Source organism: Weizmannia sp. FSL W8-0401, assembly GCF_038009125.1.
GTDB lineage: Bacteria > Bacillota > Bacilli > Bacillales > Bacillaceae_C > Weizmannia > Weizmannia coagulans.
On sequence record NZ_JBBPAG010000001.1, the window covers coordinates 728,216 to 747,920 of the forward strand.

Genomic DNA, 19,705 nt, shown 5'->3' on the forward strand with positions numbered 1-19,705 from the left:
AGCCTGTTTTTTTTTTCGCACATTCCATTTCCTGGGGTCCGGGTGTCGAAAAACAGCCGGCGCAATTATCAGGACAGACGCTCCTACCACAATGCGTGCGGCAACCAAAAATCGGCGAAAACCGGCCAAAGCAATTTATCCGGCTTGTTATTTTTGGGATTGGATTTTGTTCTTTATAAACTGATTGAATTTTTCCGCTTCATCGCGGATGCTGATGCTTTGTTCCCATGACGCAGCAATGGGGCAGGAAGAACGTCATGATGATTTCGGCAGCCCTTTCCCTGATTTCTTATGCCGGCTTACAATTTACAGCATATTCCTCTATTCCGCTGATTTTGTTTATATTGTTTGTTTCCGGGTTTTTTACCACCCCGCTGAACACGCTCGCATGGGGGATGCTTGCGGATTGTGTGGACTATGCAGAGTGGAAAACGGGAATCCGCGCAGACTTTGTGGTGATTTCCAGCATGAGTTTTACCAATAAACTGGGTGTCGCGCTCGCCGGCTCATTTTCAGCATTCTTTTTAAACAAGGCCGGCTATGTTCCAAATGCAGCCCAGTCCGTTTCATCCCTTCAAGCGATTAAGGACATAAATGCAATCATCCCCGGCATTTTTATTCTTCTGTCTGTTTTGCTGATCAGCTTCTATCTATTACAGAAAACAGATACAGGAAGATGATGAAGGAGCTGGAGCAGAAAAGATGAAACCGTTGTACGGGGGTTTTGAACAGAAGACCGAGGGGTCGGTGCTTTTTCCCCGGTAAAACGGGAGGGCTGCAGCCACCAGCCCTTTTTTGCATGTCCCCATCTTTTTTAACAGGCCGGCTTTCTATTTCAGTGCCGAAACAGATTTTGTAAAAATAAAAATTGACATGAAATGCGTTTCATTATTTACACTATAACTACATAAAAATGAGCCTGCCGGCAGGGGCTTGGTTTAAATACCTCCATCCTAAAGCATGGATGCCTGCTGAAAAATCGCAAGTGTTTTAACTAGGTGAGGTTATGACAAATATCAGAGACTTGGCGAAAATGGCCGGCGTGTCTGTGACGACCGTCTCCCGTGTGCTGAACAATCATCCGTATGTAAGTGAAGAAAAAAAGAATGCCGTCTTAAAAGCGGTAAAAGCAACCCGGTACCATAAAAATATCAATGCCGTCCATTTGAGCAAAGGGAAAACAAAATTGATCGGGGTCGTTTTGCCATTTACAGATCATCCTTATTTTTCCCTTTTATTGAAAGGGATCGCAAAACAGGCGCTCGAGTATAACTATAAGCTGCTTTTGTTTCAAACAGACTATATGGAAAGCAGGGAAACGGAAGCCCTGCAAATGTTGCAACAAAAGCAAATTGACGGTTTAATCATTTGTTCGCGCGCCTGCAGTATGCGCAAAATTGAAGAATACCTGCCATTCGGGCCGATTGCGCTTTGTGAATGTGTAAAAGGCGGCGAAATATCGTCAACGTATATTGACCACTATAAAATTTTTATGGATGCACTTGAATTTTTGTACCGGAAAGGCCATACGAAAATCGGGTATTGCATCGGCAGGAAATCCGGCACCAACAGCCGGAACCGCGAAAAAGCCTATTGGGATTTTCATAAAAAATACCATTTGCCGCACCATCCGGAATATATTTTTGACCAATGCTACGATTATGCGGATGGAGAAATGGTTTTAAGCCGGGTAAAAGAAATGGACCCGCCCCCGACGGCACTGCTTGTGACAAGCGACCAGGTTGCAGCAGGGATTGTCATCAGTTGCAACAAACAGCAGATTTCTATTCCGGATGAGCTGGCCATCATCGGATTTGACAATGAACCGATTGCCAGAATGCTGAATATCACAACCATTGATATTCCGCTTGTTGAAATGGGCCGGAACCTTGTCCGCCAGGTTTTGAGGAAGGAAATTAAAAACAAGGAAATTTCTGTAAAACTCATTGAAAGAGGCACGGTATAGGGAAAAGGGAGGCTGGAGAAGTTCCGTTCAGTTCTGCCGCGTGTAAAGCCCGGCCAGCCCCAGCCTGCCAAAACAATCACTGTGCCCGAAACGGCGCCGCAAAATGGATACTTTTGTTTGATCAAACGGGGAGGGAGAAAAGTGAATATACTGGAAGATGCAAAGGCCATGGTTTTAGAACTGTATGCCAGTTTGTGCAGCAAAATAGGCGGTCAGCCATTAGAGAAGGTTGTAGATGTGATCAGCCGGTCGAACCGTTTGTTTTTGGCAGGAACGGGCTGTTCGGAAATGATCCTCCGTGTCTTTGCCAACAGGCTGGTCCATTTGGGGTTCCGGGTTGGGATGATCGGCGACTTAATTTCGCCTGTTCCTAAAAAAGGGGATATCATCCTTTTCAGCTCAAAATCGGGAGAAAATCCCGCTTTATTGAATGCCGCCCGAAAAGCCCGGCTCCACGGCATAAAAATGGTGGTCATAACGGCTTCTCCTGAATCAACCCTTGCAAAAATGGCTGATTTGACAGTCTTGTTGCCGGGTGAACTGCCCGAATTTAAAAATATAAAACAGGCCGGCCTTGCCCCGGAAAGAACGGAAACCTTATTTGAACTGCTGAGTTTTTTGATTTATGATGTCATTACAGCATCTTTAATGAAAAAACGCCAGCCTGAAAAAGTATGCCTGAAATAGAACGGGAAAGGATCAGGAAGAATATGAAACAACAAAGCGTGATTTTTTTTGATATAGACGGGACTTTGCTGACACATGAGAAAAAGCTGCCTGCCACAACCAAAAAAGCGATAGATAAGCTGAAAAGCGATGGTCATGTCACAGCCATTGCAACGGGCAGGGCCCCGTTTATGTTTGAAGATTTGCGGAAGGAACTCGGGATGGATACGTTTGTGAGCTATAACGGGCAATATGTCGTCATGAACGGGGAGGTATTATATAAAAATCCGTTAAACAGGCAATCCCTTGAAGAATTGACTGCATATGCCCTTTCCCACAAGCATCCGCTCGTCTATATGGACCATGAAGACATGAAAGCCAATGTGCCAAACCACGATTATATAGAAAAGAGCATTGCGTCTTTGAAAATTGGCAGTTTTCCTGCGTATGACCCGCATTATTATAAAGGGCGGGAATTGTACCAGGCGCTCCTGTTCTGTTCAGAAGGGGAAGAGAAACAGTATGAACAGGCGTTTCCGGATTTTGAATTTATCCGGTGGCATCCGCTCTCTGTGGATGTTTTGCCAAAAGGCGGGTCAAAAGCGAGGGGAATTGAAAAGATTGTTGAAAAATTGGGCTTTCCTCCAGAACGCCAATATGCGTTTGGCGACGGGTTAAATGATATTAAAATGCTGTCCATGATTAAAAACAGTGTGGCAATGGGGAATGCGGAAGAAAAGGTAAAGGCCGCCGCCAAATACATTACAAAATCTGTGGAAGACAGGGGCATTCCCCACGGCCTGCAGATTGTCGGGCTGTTATAATCCATACAGGGCTTGCTGTATAAGCAATCATCCCGTACCGGGAAAGGCTCTGTCTGTTTTGGCTAAACTTCACTGCAAAGCCTGTCCCAAAAATATGCGCCGGCTAATTTTCATTCTTCTGCGGGCGCCGCGTTCACTAAATGAAAAATGCAGGAAAAGTTTTGCACTCGAAAGCCGGTTTTCAACGTAACGGATACCAGCCAAAACCCGATTCGGAAAAAGCCCTATAATAAAAGCACCGTTTTCAGCGCAAAATGGAAACGGTGCTTTTTTATTTCCACAAGCGCAATTGCCGGCGCCGGTGTACCAAGGAATAGTTAAGGAATAGTTAAGGAATAGTTATAGGGCGTTTTCGGGCATTTAAAAAACACAAAAAAAAGACGCGCCGACAAAACTATTCCCTTCCCGACGCTTCTTTCTCCTGGCTGATTTTGCTGAAGTACTCATATTCTGTTTCAAGTTCCGTCAAAGTCAGGGTGAATAGCTGCTTGTCATCTTCCCGATAGGCGCCAAGGGCAATCAGTTGTTCGATCAAATATTGCCGCTTTTTTTCTATCGCGTGCCGCAGAAAATTTTTCAAATGCGCATCCTCCCATCCTTTGGAGCATGATTTAAAACTCATCATATTTCCGTACGGGATTCGATATGCGCAATTTCTTGAACAAATGATGAACATTGTGCCGCAATCCATTCTTTTTCATGATCCATTGTAGCGACGTGATAAGAGTTGCGGAGCGGAATGATTTTTTTCCGGCTGGCAAGGATATGCGCGGCAATATAATCTGTATTTTCAGGAGGCACGACATGGTCTTCTGTTGATTGGAAAAACAGTGCGGGGCAATGGATGGCGGAGAGGTTTTCCCGCGTTTCCCGCATCACGGACAGAAGCTCACGGATGGAAGCCGCCGGCACTTTTTCATATGCAATTTCATGCACGCCCGCTGCTTTGATATCCGGCGGGCCCTCTTGAATATACCGCCCTTTCGCCAGGCATTTTTCCAGTTCGGGGATGCTTTGGATGGCCGCGTTGATACACACCATTCCCCGGATATCCGGGTGTTTTTCCGCGAGATGCAAAGCCAGCGTGCCGCCCATTGACTGGCCGATAACAAAAATATCGCGGCAATGCCGTTTCAGCAGCTGATAACCCTCTTCAAGGCTGTCAATCCAGTCTTTGTAAGTGCAGCGTTCCATGTCCAAATAGTGCGTCCCGTGCCCCTTTAATCTTGGCGCGCAAACCGTAAACCCGTCCGATGCCATTGCCCTTCCCAAAAAGCGGACACTTTGCGGGGTGCCGTTGAATCCATGCGAGATGAGAATGCCAATTTCATTTCCTTTTATAAAAAAGGAATCTGCACCCGGGAGAACGGGATAGTTTTCATCCATAAAAAAGCTCCTTCCTAACGTTTATACGGTCAGTGAATTTAAAATGTTAATGTAATTTTAAACCAATTAATCCTAGTTGTAAAGTATGTTTTATCGGTAAAATGACGCAGGATAGGTAAAAACCATTGTAAAAAAGGGCTAACTATAGTCCCGGATATGGAGCGGAAAATGCCTTTCAAGAATTTTTTTGAACGCCGGATCCTGGACATGCTGGAGCATATATGCCATGTTCGTAATCGAGTTGACACAGCCCATCGCCAGTTCATTTAAACCATACAGTTCATGTGCGGCTAATTTCATGATTCAACCTCCACTTTTTTTGAACCAACCTTATTTTGTTTTAAACGGGGCAGGATATACAGGAACGTTTTCATTGTTTTTTGCAATGGCCGGTGCTACTGTAAAAATGAAACCGTCCCGCAAATGGGCAGGAGGAGGAGAGGGTTGTGAAGACAGAAACTTTACGTTTAAAGGCGCATCAGGATGCTGAACTGACGGCGTACGTACTGGACGGATCCCCCGAGTTCAGCAATATCGGGGCGCGCCCGGGTGTGCTTATTTTTCCCGGTGGCGCCTACCGGTTTACCTCGGACAGGGAAGCGGAACCGGTTGCGATGGCATATTTGGCGGAAGGATTCAACGCGTTTGTACTGCGCTACTCGGTCGGGGAATCATTCCGTTTTGAAGCGGTTTTACAAGATGCGGAAGAAGCCATGGAGCGGATTCGCGACTATGCGGGGGCATGGCATACAGACCCTGAAAAAATTGCGGTTGCCGGTTTTTCTGCAGGAGGGCATCTTGCCGCCGCACTCGGTACGATCGGGAAAAATAAGCCCAATGCATTGATTTTAGGCTACCCTTGTATTTTGGATTCGATGAGCGGGAGCCTTGCTTTTCCGGTGCCGTCTGTTGACAAGGAAGTGACTGCCGAAACGCCGCCGGTCTTTCTGTTTTCAACGTTTGAAGACCAAACCGTGCCGATTGAAAACTCGATTGCCTTTATGCAGGCGTTGAATGCACACGGCATTCCATTCGAGTCGCATATTTTTCAAAAGGGAAAGCACGGGCTGTCTCTCGCCAAACCCCACACTTCAAACGGATTGAAAGCCAATGTGGATGCAGATGCGGCGCAATGGTTTGGCCTGAGCGTTTCCTGGCTTCATAAAGTGCTCGGCCAGTTTCCGGCTAATGCCTGATTGCGGAGATTTGACCGGCCGGAAAAACGGTTCCAGATTGATAAAATCAGAAAATTTTTCCATGCATAACTGGGGACGAGCGGCGCTGTATGACAAACCATTATGTAAAAATTGGGAGGTTTGCACATGTCATGTTTAAATGAAACCTTTGTATTGGAAAATGGGGTGGCGATTCCGAAAATCGGCCTTGGCACATGGCAAGTCCCGAACGGCGAAACCACTTACCATGCCGTATCCTTCGCTTTGAAAAAAGGCATAACAGGAATAACGCCGGCAGTCTGCTGTAAAGTACGGGAAAGATTGCCCGGCGGCGGCATGCTGTTTGGAAAAAATAGACAAAACATACGGATTGCGGCGAACTTTTTACCGGCATTGAAAAATATACAGCAAAGAACCAGGGGGAGCATAAATGAAGATTGTTGCACTTTCGGGATCGCGCGTCGGCTCGAAAACAAGAACAGCGATGAATTACGCGGTAAACGTGATCCGCGGGAAATATCCGGATGCGTTAGTCACGCTCCTTGATCTGGCGGATTACGATGTGCAGTTCAGCGACGGGCGCCATTATATGGATTACGAAGGGGATACAAAATTTGTGGCGCAAACTGTCATGGAAGCGGATGCGCTTATCATCGGCACGCCGGTTTTCCAGGCATCCATTCCGGCGACATTGAAAAATGTGTTTGACCTGCTGCCGGAAAAATCACTTCGGGATAAGGTGGCAAGCATCATTGTCACGGCCGGCTCGCCGAAACATTATTTGATTGCCGAGCAGCAGATCAAGCCGATTTTGTCTTACATGAGGGCCCAAATTGTCCAGTCTTATGTTTTTATCGAAGAAAAAGATTTTTACCGGAAAGAAATTATCAATGAAGACGTCCTCTTGCGGATCAGCCGGCTTGTGGAGGACACAGTCATGCTTACGGAAACGTATGCAAAAATAAAAGAAGCCAAAAAAGCAGCGTACACCTCCCGCGACTAAAGCCGCACGTGTACCGGACGGATCAGAAAAGGGCGGACAGCTAAAACTGTCCGCCCTTTTCTGGGTGAACGGGAGCATGCCAAGACATGCAGGACGAAAAGCGGGAGTTATGATAAAGTTTCCGGTTAGTTAACTTTTTTTCATCAAAGTCAACAGACAATCTATCGACAGGTGTGGGACGGGGAAATACAATGGAGGTAAGAGGTGAACAGGATGAACGGACTGAATATTGGCAAATGCATTATCTGCAAACGAAAGGAAAAAGGCATTACACAGGAACAGCTTGCAGATTACATGGGCGTTTCAAAAGCCTCTGTATCCAAATGGGAAACAGGGCAAAGTTACCCGGACATTGTGATTCTTCCCAAAATGGCAGCCTATTTTAAACTGCAGCGGCCTGCAAAAAGCATTATCAAAATATAATTTTTTCAGAAAAACAGTTTTTCTCTTGATCATTCCCTCCCCATCCATGTAAAATAAAAATAGCAAATAAATGTTCTCGTTTTTAAATTTGGGAGGGAGTGCCTTGTCTTTTTCATTTATCCATGCGGCTGATATCCATTTGGACAGCCCTTTGGCCGGCCTGGAGCAATACGAGGGAGCACCGGTGGAAAAAATCCGCGGGGCAACCCGTGAAGCATTTAAAAATTTGGTGGATACGGCGATTGAACGGCAAGTCCATTTTCTCATTATTGCCGGCGATTTGTATGACGGCAATTGGAAAGATTATAATACCGGCCTCTTTTTCACAAGCCAGATGGTCCGCCTGCAGAAAGAAGGCATTCCTGTTTTCCTCATCCGCGGCAACCATGATGCGGCCAATTTGATGACGAAATCTCTGAAACTGCCGGAGAATGTCCACGAATTTCCGGTAAAAGCGCCGGAAACGGTTACCCTTGATGCCCTTGGCGTCGCCATTCACGGGCAAGGTTTTGCACAACGGGCAGTGGAAGAAAATCTTGTGAAAAACTATCCGCCGAAAAAAGAAGGCTATTTCAATATCGGCATTTTACATACAAGCGCGACGGGGCGTGAAGGGCATGAAAATTACGCGCCGTGCACGATAGAAGATATGATGGAGAAGCAGTATGATTATTGGGCGCTCGGCCATATCCATATGCGGGAATTGCTCCATCCGCATGACCCGGCGATTTTGTTCCCGGGAAATATCCAGGGGCGGCATATCCGCGAGACGGGGGAAAAGGGCTGCACCTATGTGGAAGTAAAAGACGGTGCGATTGAAAAGATGGAATCCATCCCGCTTGATGTGCTCCGGTGGCAATTGTGCCCGGTTGACATGGGCGGCATCGAAACGGCGGACGAGCTCATGGACGCGGCCCGCAGCGCGCTTGAGAAGGCATATGCGGAAGCGGACGGGCGTTACTTGGCGGTCCGTTTTGAATTGGCCGGCGCAACAAAAATGCACAGGGAGCTGGTTGCAAAAAAAGACCTCTTCTTGAACCAGCTGCGTTCCATTGCGCTTGAGACGGGTTTCGGCGAAATCTGGGTGGAGAAAGTAAAAATCAGGACAACAGGGCTGAACGATGCCGATGCCTTTTCCGATGAACAGTCGCCAATCGGGACGGTGCTAAAATTTATCCGCAGCACGGCCGAAAATGAAGAGATGCTTGAAGCGCTGCTGGATGAGTTCAGTGATATCCGCCAGGCCATTCCGCATGAACTGAAAGAAGGGGAAGACGGGTTTGATTTTTCCAACCCCGGCCTCGTCAAAAAGCGGATAAAAGATGTGGAAGACTTCATTCTTTACTCCTTAACGGAAACGGGGGCGGAAAAGGCATGAGATTTGATTATTTGAACCTGCTTGCTTATGGGCATTTTACAGACCAGATGCTTTCCTTTGATCCGGAGAAAAACTTCCATCTGCTGTTCGGGCCGAACGAAGCCGGAAAAAGCACAACACTCCGCTCGATTACGCATTTTTTATACGGATTTCCGCAAAAAACGAACGACGCTTTCCTCCATGGCAATACGAAATTAAGAATTGAAGGGCTTTTGCGCAACACAAAAGGGGAAGCTCTGCAGTTTACCCGCAGAAAAGGAAAAAAGAATACGGCACTTGGCCCGGACGGCAACCCGGTCCCGGAAAATACGGTCGCCGCTTTTTTAAACCATATGCCTGAATCCCAGTTTTTAAATATGTTTGCCCTTGACCATGTCCGTCTCCGTGAAGGCGGCGAGAGCCTTTTGGAAAGCGGCGGCAATGCCGGGGAAAGTTTTTTCACAGCCGCTTCGGGCATCAATGTGCTGCGCCGGGTTCTCGAGAACTTCGACAAACAGGCAGGCGCACTGTACAAAAAAACCGGTTCCGTCCCTGAATTAAATAAGCTGCTCAAGCGGGAAAAAGAACTTTCGAAAAAAATCAATGAGCAGCAGCTGAAAGTACAGGCATGGAAAGCTTTTGAGGCGCGTTACCGGGAGTTGGAAAAAGAACTCGGCCGCCTCACCGCAAAAATTAAAACGCTGCGCAGCCAAAAAGAACAGCTGCAGCGCGTCAAATGGATTTTGCCGAAGATCGCAAACCGGGAAAATCTTTTGCAAAAATTGGAAGCGCTCGGCGATGTCCCGGATCTTCCGGATAATATTGCAGAAGTCCGTGCCGAAGCGGAAAACAAATGGAACGCTTCCCGGGCAAACTTGGACAAAATTTCCCGGCAACTGGCGGGCACCGAAGCGGAAATGAAAGAAATCAGCATTCCGGAACACATTTTAGAACAGGCTGCCGCGATTACAGCCCTTTACCGCCAAGTGCAACAGTACGAAGACGATGAAAAAATGCTGCCTGAGCTCGAAGGGAAAAAGCAGCAGCTCCAAGCCCAATTGATGTCCGTTATGAAGGAGATCGACCCGGGCCGTGCAGCCGTTGAAAATATAGAACATTACCGGCTGCCTTCCGCCCAAAAAGAAATGATCCGCGAGCTTTGTAAGCAAAAGCCGTTGCTCGACCAGGCTTATGAATCATTGAAACGGGAAGGCGAAAAACTGGAAAAAGAGCTGGCAAAGAAGCTGGAAGAATTGGCTGCCTTGCCTGATCTACCGGACGTGGAAAAACTGGAAGCCGTCCTGACCAAGGTGAACCGTGCGGGAGACGTGGAAGCGGCGATACACGAGCTGGCCGCGGAATGCCGGCAAAAACAGCGGCAAGTGGAAGAAGCCGTCCGTGCTTTGCCGTTATGGGATGGCGGGGTGGAAGAACTTGTCAAACTTCCGGTGCCCGGTTTGGAAGAAACGGTGAAAAAGTTTGAAAAAGAAGCGGAGCAATTGACGCGGCAGCTGGATTCGGTGCAAAGCCGGATTTTCCGGTTGGAAGAGGACATCGAAGCTTCAGAAGAAAGCATCCGCCGGCTTGATTCAATTGCTGAAATCCCGTCCGAAGAAAAGCTGTCGGCGGCCCGCGCCTTAAGGGATGCCGGCTGGCAGTTGATCCGCACCAAACTTGAAACCGGCCATTGGCATGAAACGGCTGAAACGTATACAAAGGGAGAGCCGGTCGTGCCGGTTTATGAGAAACATGTCCTTGAAGCTGACCAAATTGCGGATACGATGCGGCTGGAGGCGGAAAAAGTCGGCGAGAAGAATAAACTTTTAGCCGATATTCAAAAGTTCCGTGGGAAAAAAGAACAGCTTGAAAAGGAAAAATCCGGGCTTGAAGAAGCTTTGCGTGCGTGGGAATCCGGCTGGGAAAAACTTTGGGCGCCGGCGCAAATCCGTCCGCTTACCCCTGCAGAGATGCGGGAATGGCTGCAAAAACACGCGCAAATTAAAAGCTTGATGCAGGATTATGAGAAGGCGCAGGAAAAAATCCGCGCGCTCCAAGAGAGCCGTGCGGACTGTTGCAATGCTCTTTCTGCCGTGCTGAAAACATTTGCCGCCGTTTCAGAAGGGCAGCCGCTTTCGGAACTAGTAAGCCTTGCAGAAAACGAACTGAAACAAATCCGCAGCCTTGCCGCAAAGAAGGACAGCCTTGAAACGGCCATCCGCGATTTAAAAGAAAAGCGGGAAGAAAATGCAGCGGAGAGAGCGGAAATCGGGAAGAAACGCGAAGAATGGCTGGCAAATTGGTCTTCGGCTGTAGCGGGCACGGCAATATTGGAAGAGGTGCCACCGGCGGTTGCTGAATCCTTGCTTGCCCGCTATGAAACCTGTACGCAAATTTATGATGCATACAACCGGACTGAAAAAGAACAGCAAGCCGTCACTGAAAAAATGGCGCGCTTTGAAGAAAAAGTGCAGCATATCCTTGAAACGGCCCAACTTCCATTGAGCGGGGAGAATGCTGCGGTTGCCGTAAGCCAGATGTACCAGCTGTTGCAAAATGCCCAACAGGACGATGCCGCTTTGAAAAAGCTCAAACGCCAGTCAGAAGACTTGGAGAATGAGAGAAAAGAAGAAGCGGAAGCACTGGAAGCAGCCGGTGCGGTTTTAAAAGAACTTTTCCAACAAGCAGGCTGCAGCACAATCGAAGAACTAAAGCAGATTGAAACAGCATTCCTGCTGAAAAAAAGTTTTGAAAAGGAAATCCGGCAAATCGAAGCGGATATGCTGGATGCGGGTGCCGGTAAATCACTGCAGGAACTGCTTGATGAGGCGTCCCGGTTTGATGCAGACTCGATAGACGCCGATTTGGCGGAAACTGGACGTGAACTTGACCGTTTGGAAGCTTCGCGTTCCCGGGTGGAGCAGGAATATGGCGCGGTCAAAAAAGAATACGAAGAACAGATCCGCGGCGCCAACATGGCGGCAATTGAAGCCGGCCAGGAAAGGGAAAGCGTGCATGCGCAAATCGCCAGTTTGACCGAGCAATATATCCAGTTGAAACTCGCTACAGCTTTGCTACAAAAAGGGATTGAATTTTACCGTAGCCAGAATCAGAATCCGATTTTAAACCGCGCGGGTGACATTTTTGCGCGGCTGACACTCCATTCTTTTGACGGGTTGGCGGTTGATTACAACGAGCAGGACGAGCCTGTTTTAATGGGCGTGCGCAGTGGGGAGAATGTGCCGCTGAACGGGATGAGCGATGGGACGACCGATCAGCTGTATCTGTCCTTACGTCTTGCGAGCATTGAAAAATACGCAGCTGAAAACGAGCCGCTGCCGTTCATTGTCGATGACATCCTCGTCCATTTCGATGATGAACGTTCAAAAGAAACATTAAAAATATTACTTGAACTTTCCAGCTGCATGCAAATCATCTTTTTCACGCATCATCAGCGCCTTGTCGACATGATGCAGGAAATCGCCCCGCCGGAAGCCGTCCAATATTTGGCTTTCCACGGGCAGAAAGTTGCCGTGCATTAAACAGGGCTTGCTGAACAAATCCGTTTTGGCTTTTTATCCGGCCCATTCAGCAAGTGCTGCAATGTTTGCCAGATATAGGTTGTTTTCGATCCATGGCTGCGGCTTTTGAATTAAGTTTTTTCGGGATCACTATAAAAATAAGACAAAATAAAAAAGGCCCCGCTTTGTGTGGGCCTTTTTTTCACATCAGGAATTGGTGGAAGGATATTTATAAAAGCCTTCTCCTGTTTCTTTTCCAAGTTTGCCTTTGTCAATGTAATCCGTTTTCAGCAAGTCTGCTATTTTTCTATACAGTTCATCGCCGGTAGCTTCTGCTTTTGCCAAACTAATATTGTAGGCGGTGTTGATGCCGACCACATCCAGAATTTGGAATGGTCCGGCCGGGGCGCCTGTTGCAATGCGCCATGTTTTGTCAATCGTTTCCGGATCGGCAACCCCTTTTACCAGCAGCATTTGCGCTGCTTCCAACAGCGGTACGAGTAATGAGTTCAGAATATAGCCCGGCTGCTCTTTGTGCAAAGGCAGCGCTACCATGCCAATTGCCTCTGCGAATGCGATCACATCCTGAAACGCTTTTTCACCTGTACCAGGATGTTTCATGATTTCCGCTGTATTGTTTTTCCAAATTTCATTGGCAAAATGGAGCGCCAGAAATTTTTCCGGGCGGCCGGTTGCTTCTGCAAACTGGCTTGGCAGCAGGGTCGATGAGTTCGTTGCAAAGACCGTTTTTTCTGGTGCCAATTTTCCGAGTTTTTGGTAAAAGTCCGTTTTAATGGAAACCACTTCCGGAATGGCCTCAATGACCAGATCGGCATTGGCTACAGCTTGTCCCAGATCATCAGAAAAAGAAATTCTATGATAGGCTGCGTCCACTTCTTGCTCTGTTGCACCAAGATCTTTCTGGTATCGGGCCTTCAACCCGGAAATTCTTTCTTTTGCCTGTTCGATTGCCTCGGCAGAAATATCATAAACATATACATGAAAGCCTTTAAAAGCCGTTTGATAGGCGATTTGGCTCCCAAGTACACCGCTCCCTGCTATTGTGATATTTTGAAAGTCCATAACCATACTTCCTTTCCTATTTTATGTAACCCCTTACATATCCATCGTATCACCGTATCAATAGAGCGTCAAAATAAAAGATGCATATAAAATGAAAGAAATTTTGCCGTTTTCCCCCCACTGTAAAAGTAGTTATCGTTCTTCCTGTGGAAAAACGGAAGTATATTTTATATGTAAATTTGGCGTGCTGGCGCTTGTTTTCCGGGTAATTTGCCATTCACAAAATCGTAAATTTCGCCAGGCGAAAAAGCTTTACTCTTTTTATCAAGGTGATATAATATGGGTTGCATTCAAAAGAACGGATGAAAAAGCCCGCAAAATGAAGAAGAGAGGTCTTATGGAAATCAAAGCTGTCAAACTCAAGCAGAAGTCTACTTTTTACCTGAACAGATATTTAACGGGGGATTCTATAGATTATCGGGAAGTCATTGGCATTATTATCCCGGTTTTGGTGGACCAGGCGTTTTTGATCTTAATGAGTTTTCTCAACACGGCGATGATCAGTTCTGCCGGCGTCAGTGCTGTCAGTGCCGTGAACATGGTAGATTCATTGAATATTTTTCTTGTCAACGTATTTATCGCAATTGCAACCGGTGGAACGGTGATTGTTGCCCAGTATAAAGGAATTGGCAATAAAGAAATGGTATCAAAAACAGCGACACAGGCCATTTCTGCCGTTGCCATTTTTTCCGTCGTGCTTGCCGCGTTTGTGATTGTATTCAACACGCCGACCTTAAATTTACTGTTCGGGAAAGCAGATGCAGCCGTTTTTCATAATGCGAGAATTTATTTGATTGGCAGCTGTCTCTCATATCCTTTTATTGCGATTTTCCAGGCGGTACTGGGCGGTTTGCGCGGCGTCGGGGATACAAAGCCATGCCTCTGTTTGTCGCTGTTTATGAACTTAACGAACACCGTGCTCAATGTTGTGTTTATTACCTTTTTTCATATGGGTGTCGCCGGCCTTGTGACATCCATTTTATGCGCAAGAGTTTTCGGCATGATCGCTTCCATTTTTTATGTCATGAAGTACAATGAGTCGGTTCGTTTTAAAATAAAAAATGCGCTTCACCTCGACTTTTCATTATTGAAGAAAGTGATGTTTATCGGGATCCCGTTTGCGGCGGAACAAATCTTTTTTAACGGCGGGAAACTGCTGACGCAGACATTTATTGTGCAGCTCGGGACATTGGCGCTGACGGAAAATGCGATCGCAAGTTCAATCACGCTGCTCTTCCAGATTGGACCGAACGCGCTCAGCATTGCGATTGTCACGATTGTCGGACAATGCATGGGCCGGCGGAATATCGTTGACGCGCGGAAATTTGCAAAGTCGTTTATTGTTATGTCTTCGCTGCTTTATGTCGTAACGTCAGCGGTTCTTTTGCCGTTTTTCCCTGTCATGATGAAGCTGTTTAATCCGCCTGAATCGATTATTCCGACGATCTTTACGATTGTCCTGATTTCTGCAGTCGGGCAGCCGCTGTTATGGCCGCAAAGTTTTATTATGCCGGCCGCGCTCCGGGCAGCAGGCGATTCAACATTTACATCGGTGGCTTCGCTGTTGTCGATGTGGCTTTTGCGGGTCATACTCGGTTATATTTTAGGGATCACATTCGGTTTTGGCATCACTGGCATCTGGGTTGCGATGATTGCCGAATGGGGCGTACGCGGGCTCATTTTCATGAACCGCTTCAAAGGTGCCAAATGGTATGCGCATAAACTGGTTTAACGACGGAAAGTAGTGCGGTCGCCCGCACTGCTTTTATATTTTCAAAATTTGAAAGCGTTAACAATTTCGACACAGCTTTTTCCGGATGCCCGTGCTATACTACAAGTGTAAGGAAGGAAAGCCCTTAAAGTTTGGGATTGCAGGAGACTCAACCATCCCGATTGGTTCCGTCTTCACGCGTATATTTCGAAAAGCCCGGAACGGTGAGCGCAACCGGTTCACGAAAAAGGAATTGGCGAATGTACTCCGCCCGTTCAGGCAGCTGAAAAGCAAACCTTTTGCCGGAACATAAACGATTGCCGAAAAAGTGATTTGAAGAATCATGGAAACTCCAGGCACTTGAGTAACATGAATGAAAGCAATTGGGGAACCTGTTTCCGAAGGTGAAAGTTTTCGAAGAAAGTTTTCAAAAAGGAAAAGGCCGCAAAGCAATTCATTCATGAGAAAAAGTGCTGAACAGTCAAATGAAAGGTCAATGAACTTTCAGGCAAAAGAATATGGAAAGGCAAAGGAAAGCCGGATCAGTAACGGATCTTTTAAGGCACAAGCTTTAAAAGAAGCAAATCTTAACAAAGATTTGCTTCTGTAACGGAGCCGACGACAGGCATCCTGATAACATCACACTCCGGCAGCCGGGAAAAGGCTGAAAACCCAATTCATACATTGGGGAGTGTACCCCCCCGAAGGTGAAAATGTATACAGGATGCGGCATGGTTGGGTCCCCTGTAATACCAAACTAAAGGAAGTGCGATGAAGGACCCGTTCATCGCACTGCCTTTCATTTGGAAAGCATACTGTTTCAAGAACAGGATTGCCGGGGGACAAAAGGGGTGATCCGTGGTTGGAAATGTTTTTTAAAAGCCGCTATTCCATTGGATTCCAGGTTTTTACACTGGATCTCGCCGTTCACTGTTCCTTTTCCATTCACGATGACATCGCCAAAAGTCCCGCCGTTCGAGGATGCGACTCCGTTTATAACAAGATTTCCCACTTTTGCCCGCCTCCTATAGCCATTTTCCTTTTAATTCTGCCGATAACTCCATCAGATCAAGGTTGACAATCACTTTTGCTTCACGATCAAATAAAATGTCTTCCGCTTTTTTTGTCAAAAAGCAGGTGGAAACGCCGAACTTCCGGATCAGCCATACCTTTGTGCCTTCTGTTGCAAAAGATTTTTCCGCATCCTGCAAGAGCCGCACCAGCATTTTCCCTTCCTCAAGGGAAATCTCCCCGCCGTGCAGAAGTTTTTCCAATAAAAAAATGGCGAGCACTTCTTCAAATGGAAAAGCCTGTTCTTGCGCCTGCGTTTGTTCCATGTAAAAATGGAGTACAAAATCGGAAACAATGCCCCGTTTCAGCATGTCTGCCTTGCTGATCCGTTGCCCGCCGCCCGGTGCAAACATTTCGGCAAGCGCATCAAGCGAAAGGTTTTCTTTCATCGCCTGGATTTTTTCAATGCGCTCCAAAATGCGTTCGCGGGGGAAAAAGGTTTCCTGCCCGGTAAACGTGGATTTGCGGATAAACCAGTCTTCCGGAATCAGGTTTTTCCGTTTCCACCGGTATAATTGCCCATAGGAGATGCCGGTTTGTTCGAGCAGATCTTTTTTGGAGATTAAATCTTCATCCATTTTTGCCACTCCTTTTCCGCTTTTAATATAACACAACACTGTTACGATATAAACAAGAAAGCAAATTTAGAAAATTTCATCTTAACGGGGCCAAAATATGGTATAGTTATAACTATACATAGGATTGATGTTCAGGAGGAAGAAAAACATGATTGCGGAAGAATTCAAAAGGATGCTCGGCCAGAAATCGGTCATCCGGGAAATTGCTGAATACGGGGCAGTACGTGCAAAGGAAATTGGGTCTGAAAATGTTTTTGATTATAGCCTTGGCAATCCGAGCGTGCCGGTCCCGCAAGCTTTTACCGAAAAACTTATGGAACTTGCGAAAAACCCGGCGGTGCACGGCTACAGCCCGAGCCTTGGGATTGATTCAGTCCGTGAAAAAATTGCAGATTCCTTAAAACAGCGGTTTGGCATGCCATACCGGAAAGAACATATTTTTATGGCGACAGGAGCAGCCGGCGCCATTGCACACGCGTTAAGGGCGGTAACCGTGCCGGGAGATGAAGTGCTCACGTTTGCACCGTATTTTCCGGAATACGTGCCATACGTCAATCAAACGGGCGCGGTGTTAAAAGTTGTTCCTGCTGATACGGAAAATTTTCAAATTCATTTTGACGCATTCCGCCGGATGATTTCGCCCAAAACGGCAGCCATTTTAATCAACACGCCGAACAATCCTTCAGGCGCTGTCTATTCGGAAGCTACAATCCGGGAATTGGCGCAGATTTTGCAAGAAAAAGAGCAGGAATTCGGGCATGAGATTTATATCATCACAGATGAACCGTACAGGGAAATTGTGTTCAAGGGGGTAGAGGCCCCATACGTTGCAAAATATCATCCGTACACGATTACATGCTACTCTTTCAGCAAGTCGCTGTCACTGCCAGGCGAGCGGATCGGGTATGTAGCCGTGAACCCGGACTGCCCGGATGCGGAATTGATTGTCAATATGTGCGGCCAGATCTCACGCGGCATCGGTCACAACTGCCCGCCGTCGATCATCCAGCTCGCTGTTGCCGAAGTGCTGGACATCACGGCGGATCTTTCAGTCTATGAAACCAACATGAATATTTTGTACGATGCTTTGACCGATATGGGTTTTTCCATCACAAAGCCAGGCGGTACATTCTACATGTTTCCGAAAGCCTTGGAAGAGGATGCTGTGGCATTTTGTAAAAAAGCACTTGAATATGACCTGCTGCTCGTTCCTTCTGATACGTTTGGCGTTCCGGGCTACTTCCGAATTGCCTACTGTATCCCGACAGAGAAAGTGAAACGGTCGCTTGAAGCATTCAGGAAACTGGCAAATGAATATCAGCAATGAAACATTTGCCAGTCCGCCGTATGTCGTGTAAAACAGACTTAAGCTTTTGCACCGGGGCTAAGTCAACAATTTTCATGGTGTTTGCGGCCGGTAGCAAAATAACAATGTTTCGCTCGGTTTATAGAATAAAGTGAACTTAACTTTAAAGCTACTTATCCATCTGCATGGTGTTTGCAGCCGACAGCAAAAAAAACAATGATTCGCCCGGTTTATCGAAGAAGGTGAACTTAACTTCAAAACTACGCATCCATTTTCATGTGTTTGCAGCCGACACAAAACGATAATGATTCGCCCGATTTAATGAAGAAACTGAACTTAACTTCAAAGCCACGCATCCATTTGCATGGTGTTTGCAGCCGACAGCAAAAAAACAATGATTCGCTCGGTTTATCGAAGAAGGTGAACTTAAACTCAAAACTACGCATCCATTTTCATGTGTTTGCAGCCGACAGCGAAACAACAATGATTCGCTCGGTTTAACGAAGAAAGAGAACTTAACTTTAAAGCGACTCATCCATCTGCATAGTGTTTGCAGCTGACAGCAAAAAAACAATGATTCGCCCGGTTTAACGAAGAAAGAGAACTTAACTTTAAAGCCACTTATCCATCCGCATGGTGTTTGCAGCCGACAGCAAAACGATAATGATTCGCCCGATTTAACGAAGAAACTGAACTTAATTTCAAAGCCACGAATGTGTTTGCAGCCGGTGGCAAAATAACAATGTTTCCTTGTTTTATAGAATAAAGTGAATTTAACTTCAAAGCCATGCATCCATTTGTATGGCGGCTGCTTTTTCCGGCAGGGAGCATCTCCTCTGGTTCAACAACCCCAATAGTGCTAGAGACAGGCAGCTTATGATTTTGAGATCATGGAGTCTAAATACTTGATGATCTCTTCTTTGTTTCCGGAGACGGATTCTTCCCTAAGCTGGTCTTTTTTCATTTTTTCCTGTGCTTTTTGCAATATTTTTTCTCCTTTTTCTGCCGGGACCACAACAACTCCGTCCGCATCGCCCACGATAATGTCCCCGGGGTGTACGGCTACTCCCCCGCAGGAAATGGGGACGTTTATTTCGCCAACACCGCTTTTTCCGCTAGCGGCCACCGTTGTGCCTCTGCAAAAAACAGGATAGTTCAGTTTTTTGACGCCCTCGATATCACGAATGACGCCGTCCACAACAATCCCTCTTATGCCTAAAGTTTTTGCCATCCCGACCACAAAGTCGCCAGCAATGGCTCTGTACTCATCTCCTTTTGCATCCACGACAAGAACATCGCCAGGTTGTGCATGTCTGATGGCTTTTAGGACGGCTAAATTGTTACCCACCGGCATTTTTACAGTAAAAGCTTTGCCGCAGAGAAAATAGGAAGATTTCAATGGCTTAATCCTAGGGTGCAAGTTATTCAAGCCATCCATAGCATCTGATATACATGTGGTAGGAATAGAACCGAATGCCTCTACGAATGCATCCATAGCTGAACCCCTCTTTCTTTAAGACTTGTTTTATGTATACTATACTGAAATAGAGAAAAAAATGAAAATAAAAAATTGTTATATTCATTCATAATAAAAATGAATGAGGGGGAAGCGCTGAAAAAATCCAAAAGAAAACGGCA

The 19,705-nt window shown here is 46.6% G+C and carries 15 protein-coding genes and 2 pseudogenes; 11 read left to right on the plus strand and 6 right to left on the minus strand.

Annotated elements, in window-relative coordinates; genetic code table 11:
* Nucleotides 1-218: 218 nt before the first annotated feature.
* From NSU00_RS03360 to NSU00_RS03375, 4 genes and pseudogenes are all read left to right on the plus strand, one after another.
* Nucleotides 219-706: pseudogene (locus NSU00_RS03360) on the plus strand (MFS transporter); the annotation flags it as partial.
* Nucleotides 707-1,006: 300 nt separating this feature from the next.
* Nucleotides 1,007-1,966 carry a LacI family DNA-binding transcriptional regulator gene (locus NSU00_RS03365; protein ID WP_340702340.1) on the plus strand — a complete coding sequence of 320 codons (960 nt, stop codon included), beginning with the start codon at nt 1,007-1,009 and terminating at the stop codon, nt 1,964-1,966.
* A gap of 141 nt (nt 1,967-2,107) precedes the next feature.
* A complete protein-coding gene (locus NSU00_RS03370; RefSeq protein ID WP_237348964.1) occupies nt 2,108-2,653 on the plus strand; it encodes an SIS domain-containing protein in 546 nt (181 codons plus the stop codon).
* A 23-nt stretch (nt 2,654-2,676) separates the two neighbouring features.
* Nucleotides 2,677-3,456 carry a Cof-type HAD-IIB family hydrolase gene (locus NSU00_RS03375; protein ID WP_340702341.1) on the plus strand — a complete coding sequence of 260 codons (780 nt, stop codon included), beginning with the start codon at nt 2,677-2,679 and terminating at the stop codon, nt 3,454-3,456.
* Between the two features lie 394 nt (nt 3,457-3,850).
* Here the strand turns inward: NSU00_RS03375 and fbpA are convergent, their stop codons facing one another.
* From fbpA to NSU00_RS03390, 3 genes are all read right to left on the minus strand, one after another.
* Nucleotides 3,851-4,036 carry a Fur-regulated basic protein FbpA gene (fbpA, locus tag NSU00_RS03380; protein ID WP_013858542.1) on the minus strand — a complete coding sequence of 62 codons (186 nt, stop codon included), beginning with the start codon at nt 4,034-4,036 and terminating at the stop codon, nt 3,851-3,853.
* A 41-nt stretch (nt 4,037-4,077) separates the two neighbouring features.
* Nucleotides 4,078-4,842: an alpha/beta hydrolase gene (locus tag NSU00_RS03385; RefSeq protein ID WP_013858543.1), complete on the minus strand. Its 765-nt coding sequence runs from the start codon at nt 4,840-4,842 to the stop codon at nt 4,078-4,080.
* Between the two features lie 138 nt (nt 4,843-4,980).
* Nucleotides 4,981-5,142, minus strand: coding sequence for a hypothetical protein (locus NSU00_RS03390; RefSeq protein WP_235430878.1), 162 nt, complete (start codon nt 5,140-5,142; stop codon nt 4,981-4,983).
* 146 nt (nt 5,143-5,288) lie between these two features.
* Here NSU00_RS03390 and NSU00_RS03395 point away from each other — a divergent pair, with 146 nt between their 5' ends.
* The 5 genes and pseudogenes from NSU00_RS03395 (at nt 5,289) to NSU00_RS03415 (ending at nt 12,339) form a co-directional block, all read left to right on the plus strand.
* Nucleotides 5,289-6,038: an alpha/beta hydrolase gene (locus tag NSU00_RS03395; protein WP_013858544.1), complete on the plus strand. Its 750-nt coding sequence runs from the start codon at nt 5,289-5,291 to the stop codon at nt 6,036-6,038.
* A gap of 409 nt (nt 6,039-6,447) precedes the next feature.
* Nucleotides 6,448-7,020, plus strand: coding sequence for an NADPH-dependent FMN reductase (locus NSU00_RS03400; protein ID WP_017554788.1), 573 nt, complete (start codon nt 6,448-6,450; stop codon nt 7,018-7,020).
* Between the two features lie 213 nt (nt 7,021-7,233).
* Nucleotides 7,234-7,410 (plus strand): annotated as a pseudogene (locus NSU00_RS03405) (helix-turn-helix domain-containing protein); the annotation flags it as partial.
* A 136-nt stretch (nt 7,411-7,546) separates the two neighbouring features.
* Nucleotides 7,547-8,821 carry a metallophosphoesterase family protein gene (locus tag NSU00_RS03410; protein ID WP_340703408.1) on the plus strand — a complete coding sequence of 425 codons (1,275 nt, stop codon included), beginning with the start codon at nt 7,547-7,549 and terminating at the stop codon, nt 8,819-8,821.
* Nucleotides 8,818-12,339, plus strand: coding sequence for an AAA family ATPase (locus tag NSU00_RS03415; protein WP_340703409.1), 3,522 nt, complete (start codon nt 8,818-8,820; stop codon nt 12,337-12,339). The genes NSU00_RS03410 and NSU00_RS03415 overlap by 4 nt, the downstream gene beginning before the upstream one ends.
* A 186-nt stretch (nt 12,340-12,525) precedes the next feature.
* Here NSU00_RS03415 and NSU00_RS03420 read toward each other — a convergent pair whose 3' ends face one another.
* The gene (locus tag NSU00_RS03420) at nt 12,526-13,401 is read right to left on the minus strand and encodes a 3-hydroxyacyl-CoA dehydrogenase (RefSeq protein ID WP_017551025.1); all 876 of its coding nucleotides are present in this window, start codon (nt 13,399-13,401) and stop codon (nt 12,526-12,528) included.
* 337 nt (nt 13,402-13,738) lie between these two features.
* Here NSU00_RS03420 and NSU00_RS03425 point away from each other — a divergent pair, with 337 nt between their 5' ends.
* Complete coding sequence (locus NSU00_RS03425) at nt 13,739-15,133, plus strand: MATE family efflux transporter (RefSeq protein WP_340703410.1); 1,395 nt, start codon at nt 13,739-13,741, stop codon at nt 15,131-15,133.
* Between the two features lie 1,004 nt (nt 15,134-16,137).
* Here NSU00_RS03425 and NSU00_RS03430 read toward each other — a convergent pair.
* The gene (locus tag NSU00_RS03430) at nt 16,138-16,761 is read right to left on the minus strand and encodes a YhbD family protein (RefSeq protein WP_340703411.1); all 624 of its coding nucleotides are present in this window, start codon (nt 16,759-16,761) and stop codon (nt 16,138-16,140) included.
* 148 nt (nt 16,762-16,909) lie between these two features.
* Here NSU00_RS03430 and NSU00_RS03435 point away from each other — a divergent pair, with 148 nt between their 5' ends.
* The gene (locus tag NSU00_RS03435; protein WP_340703412.1) at nt 16,910-18,088 is read left to right on the plus strand and encodes a pyridoxal phosphate-dependent aminotransferase; all 1,179 of its coding nucleotides are present in this window, start codon (nt 16,910-16,912) and stop codon (nt 18,086-18,088) included.
* 853 nt (nt 18,089-18,941) lie between these two features.
* Here NSU00_RS03435 and NSU00_RS03440 read toward each other — a convergent pair.
* Nucleotides 18,942-19,562, minus strand: coding sequence for an RraA family protein (locus NSU00_RS03440; RefSeq protein WP_340703413.1), 621 nt, complete (start codon nt 19,560-19,562; stop codon nt 18,942-18,944).
* Nucleotides 19,563-19,705: the final 143 nt, after the last annotated feature.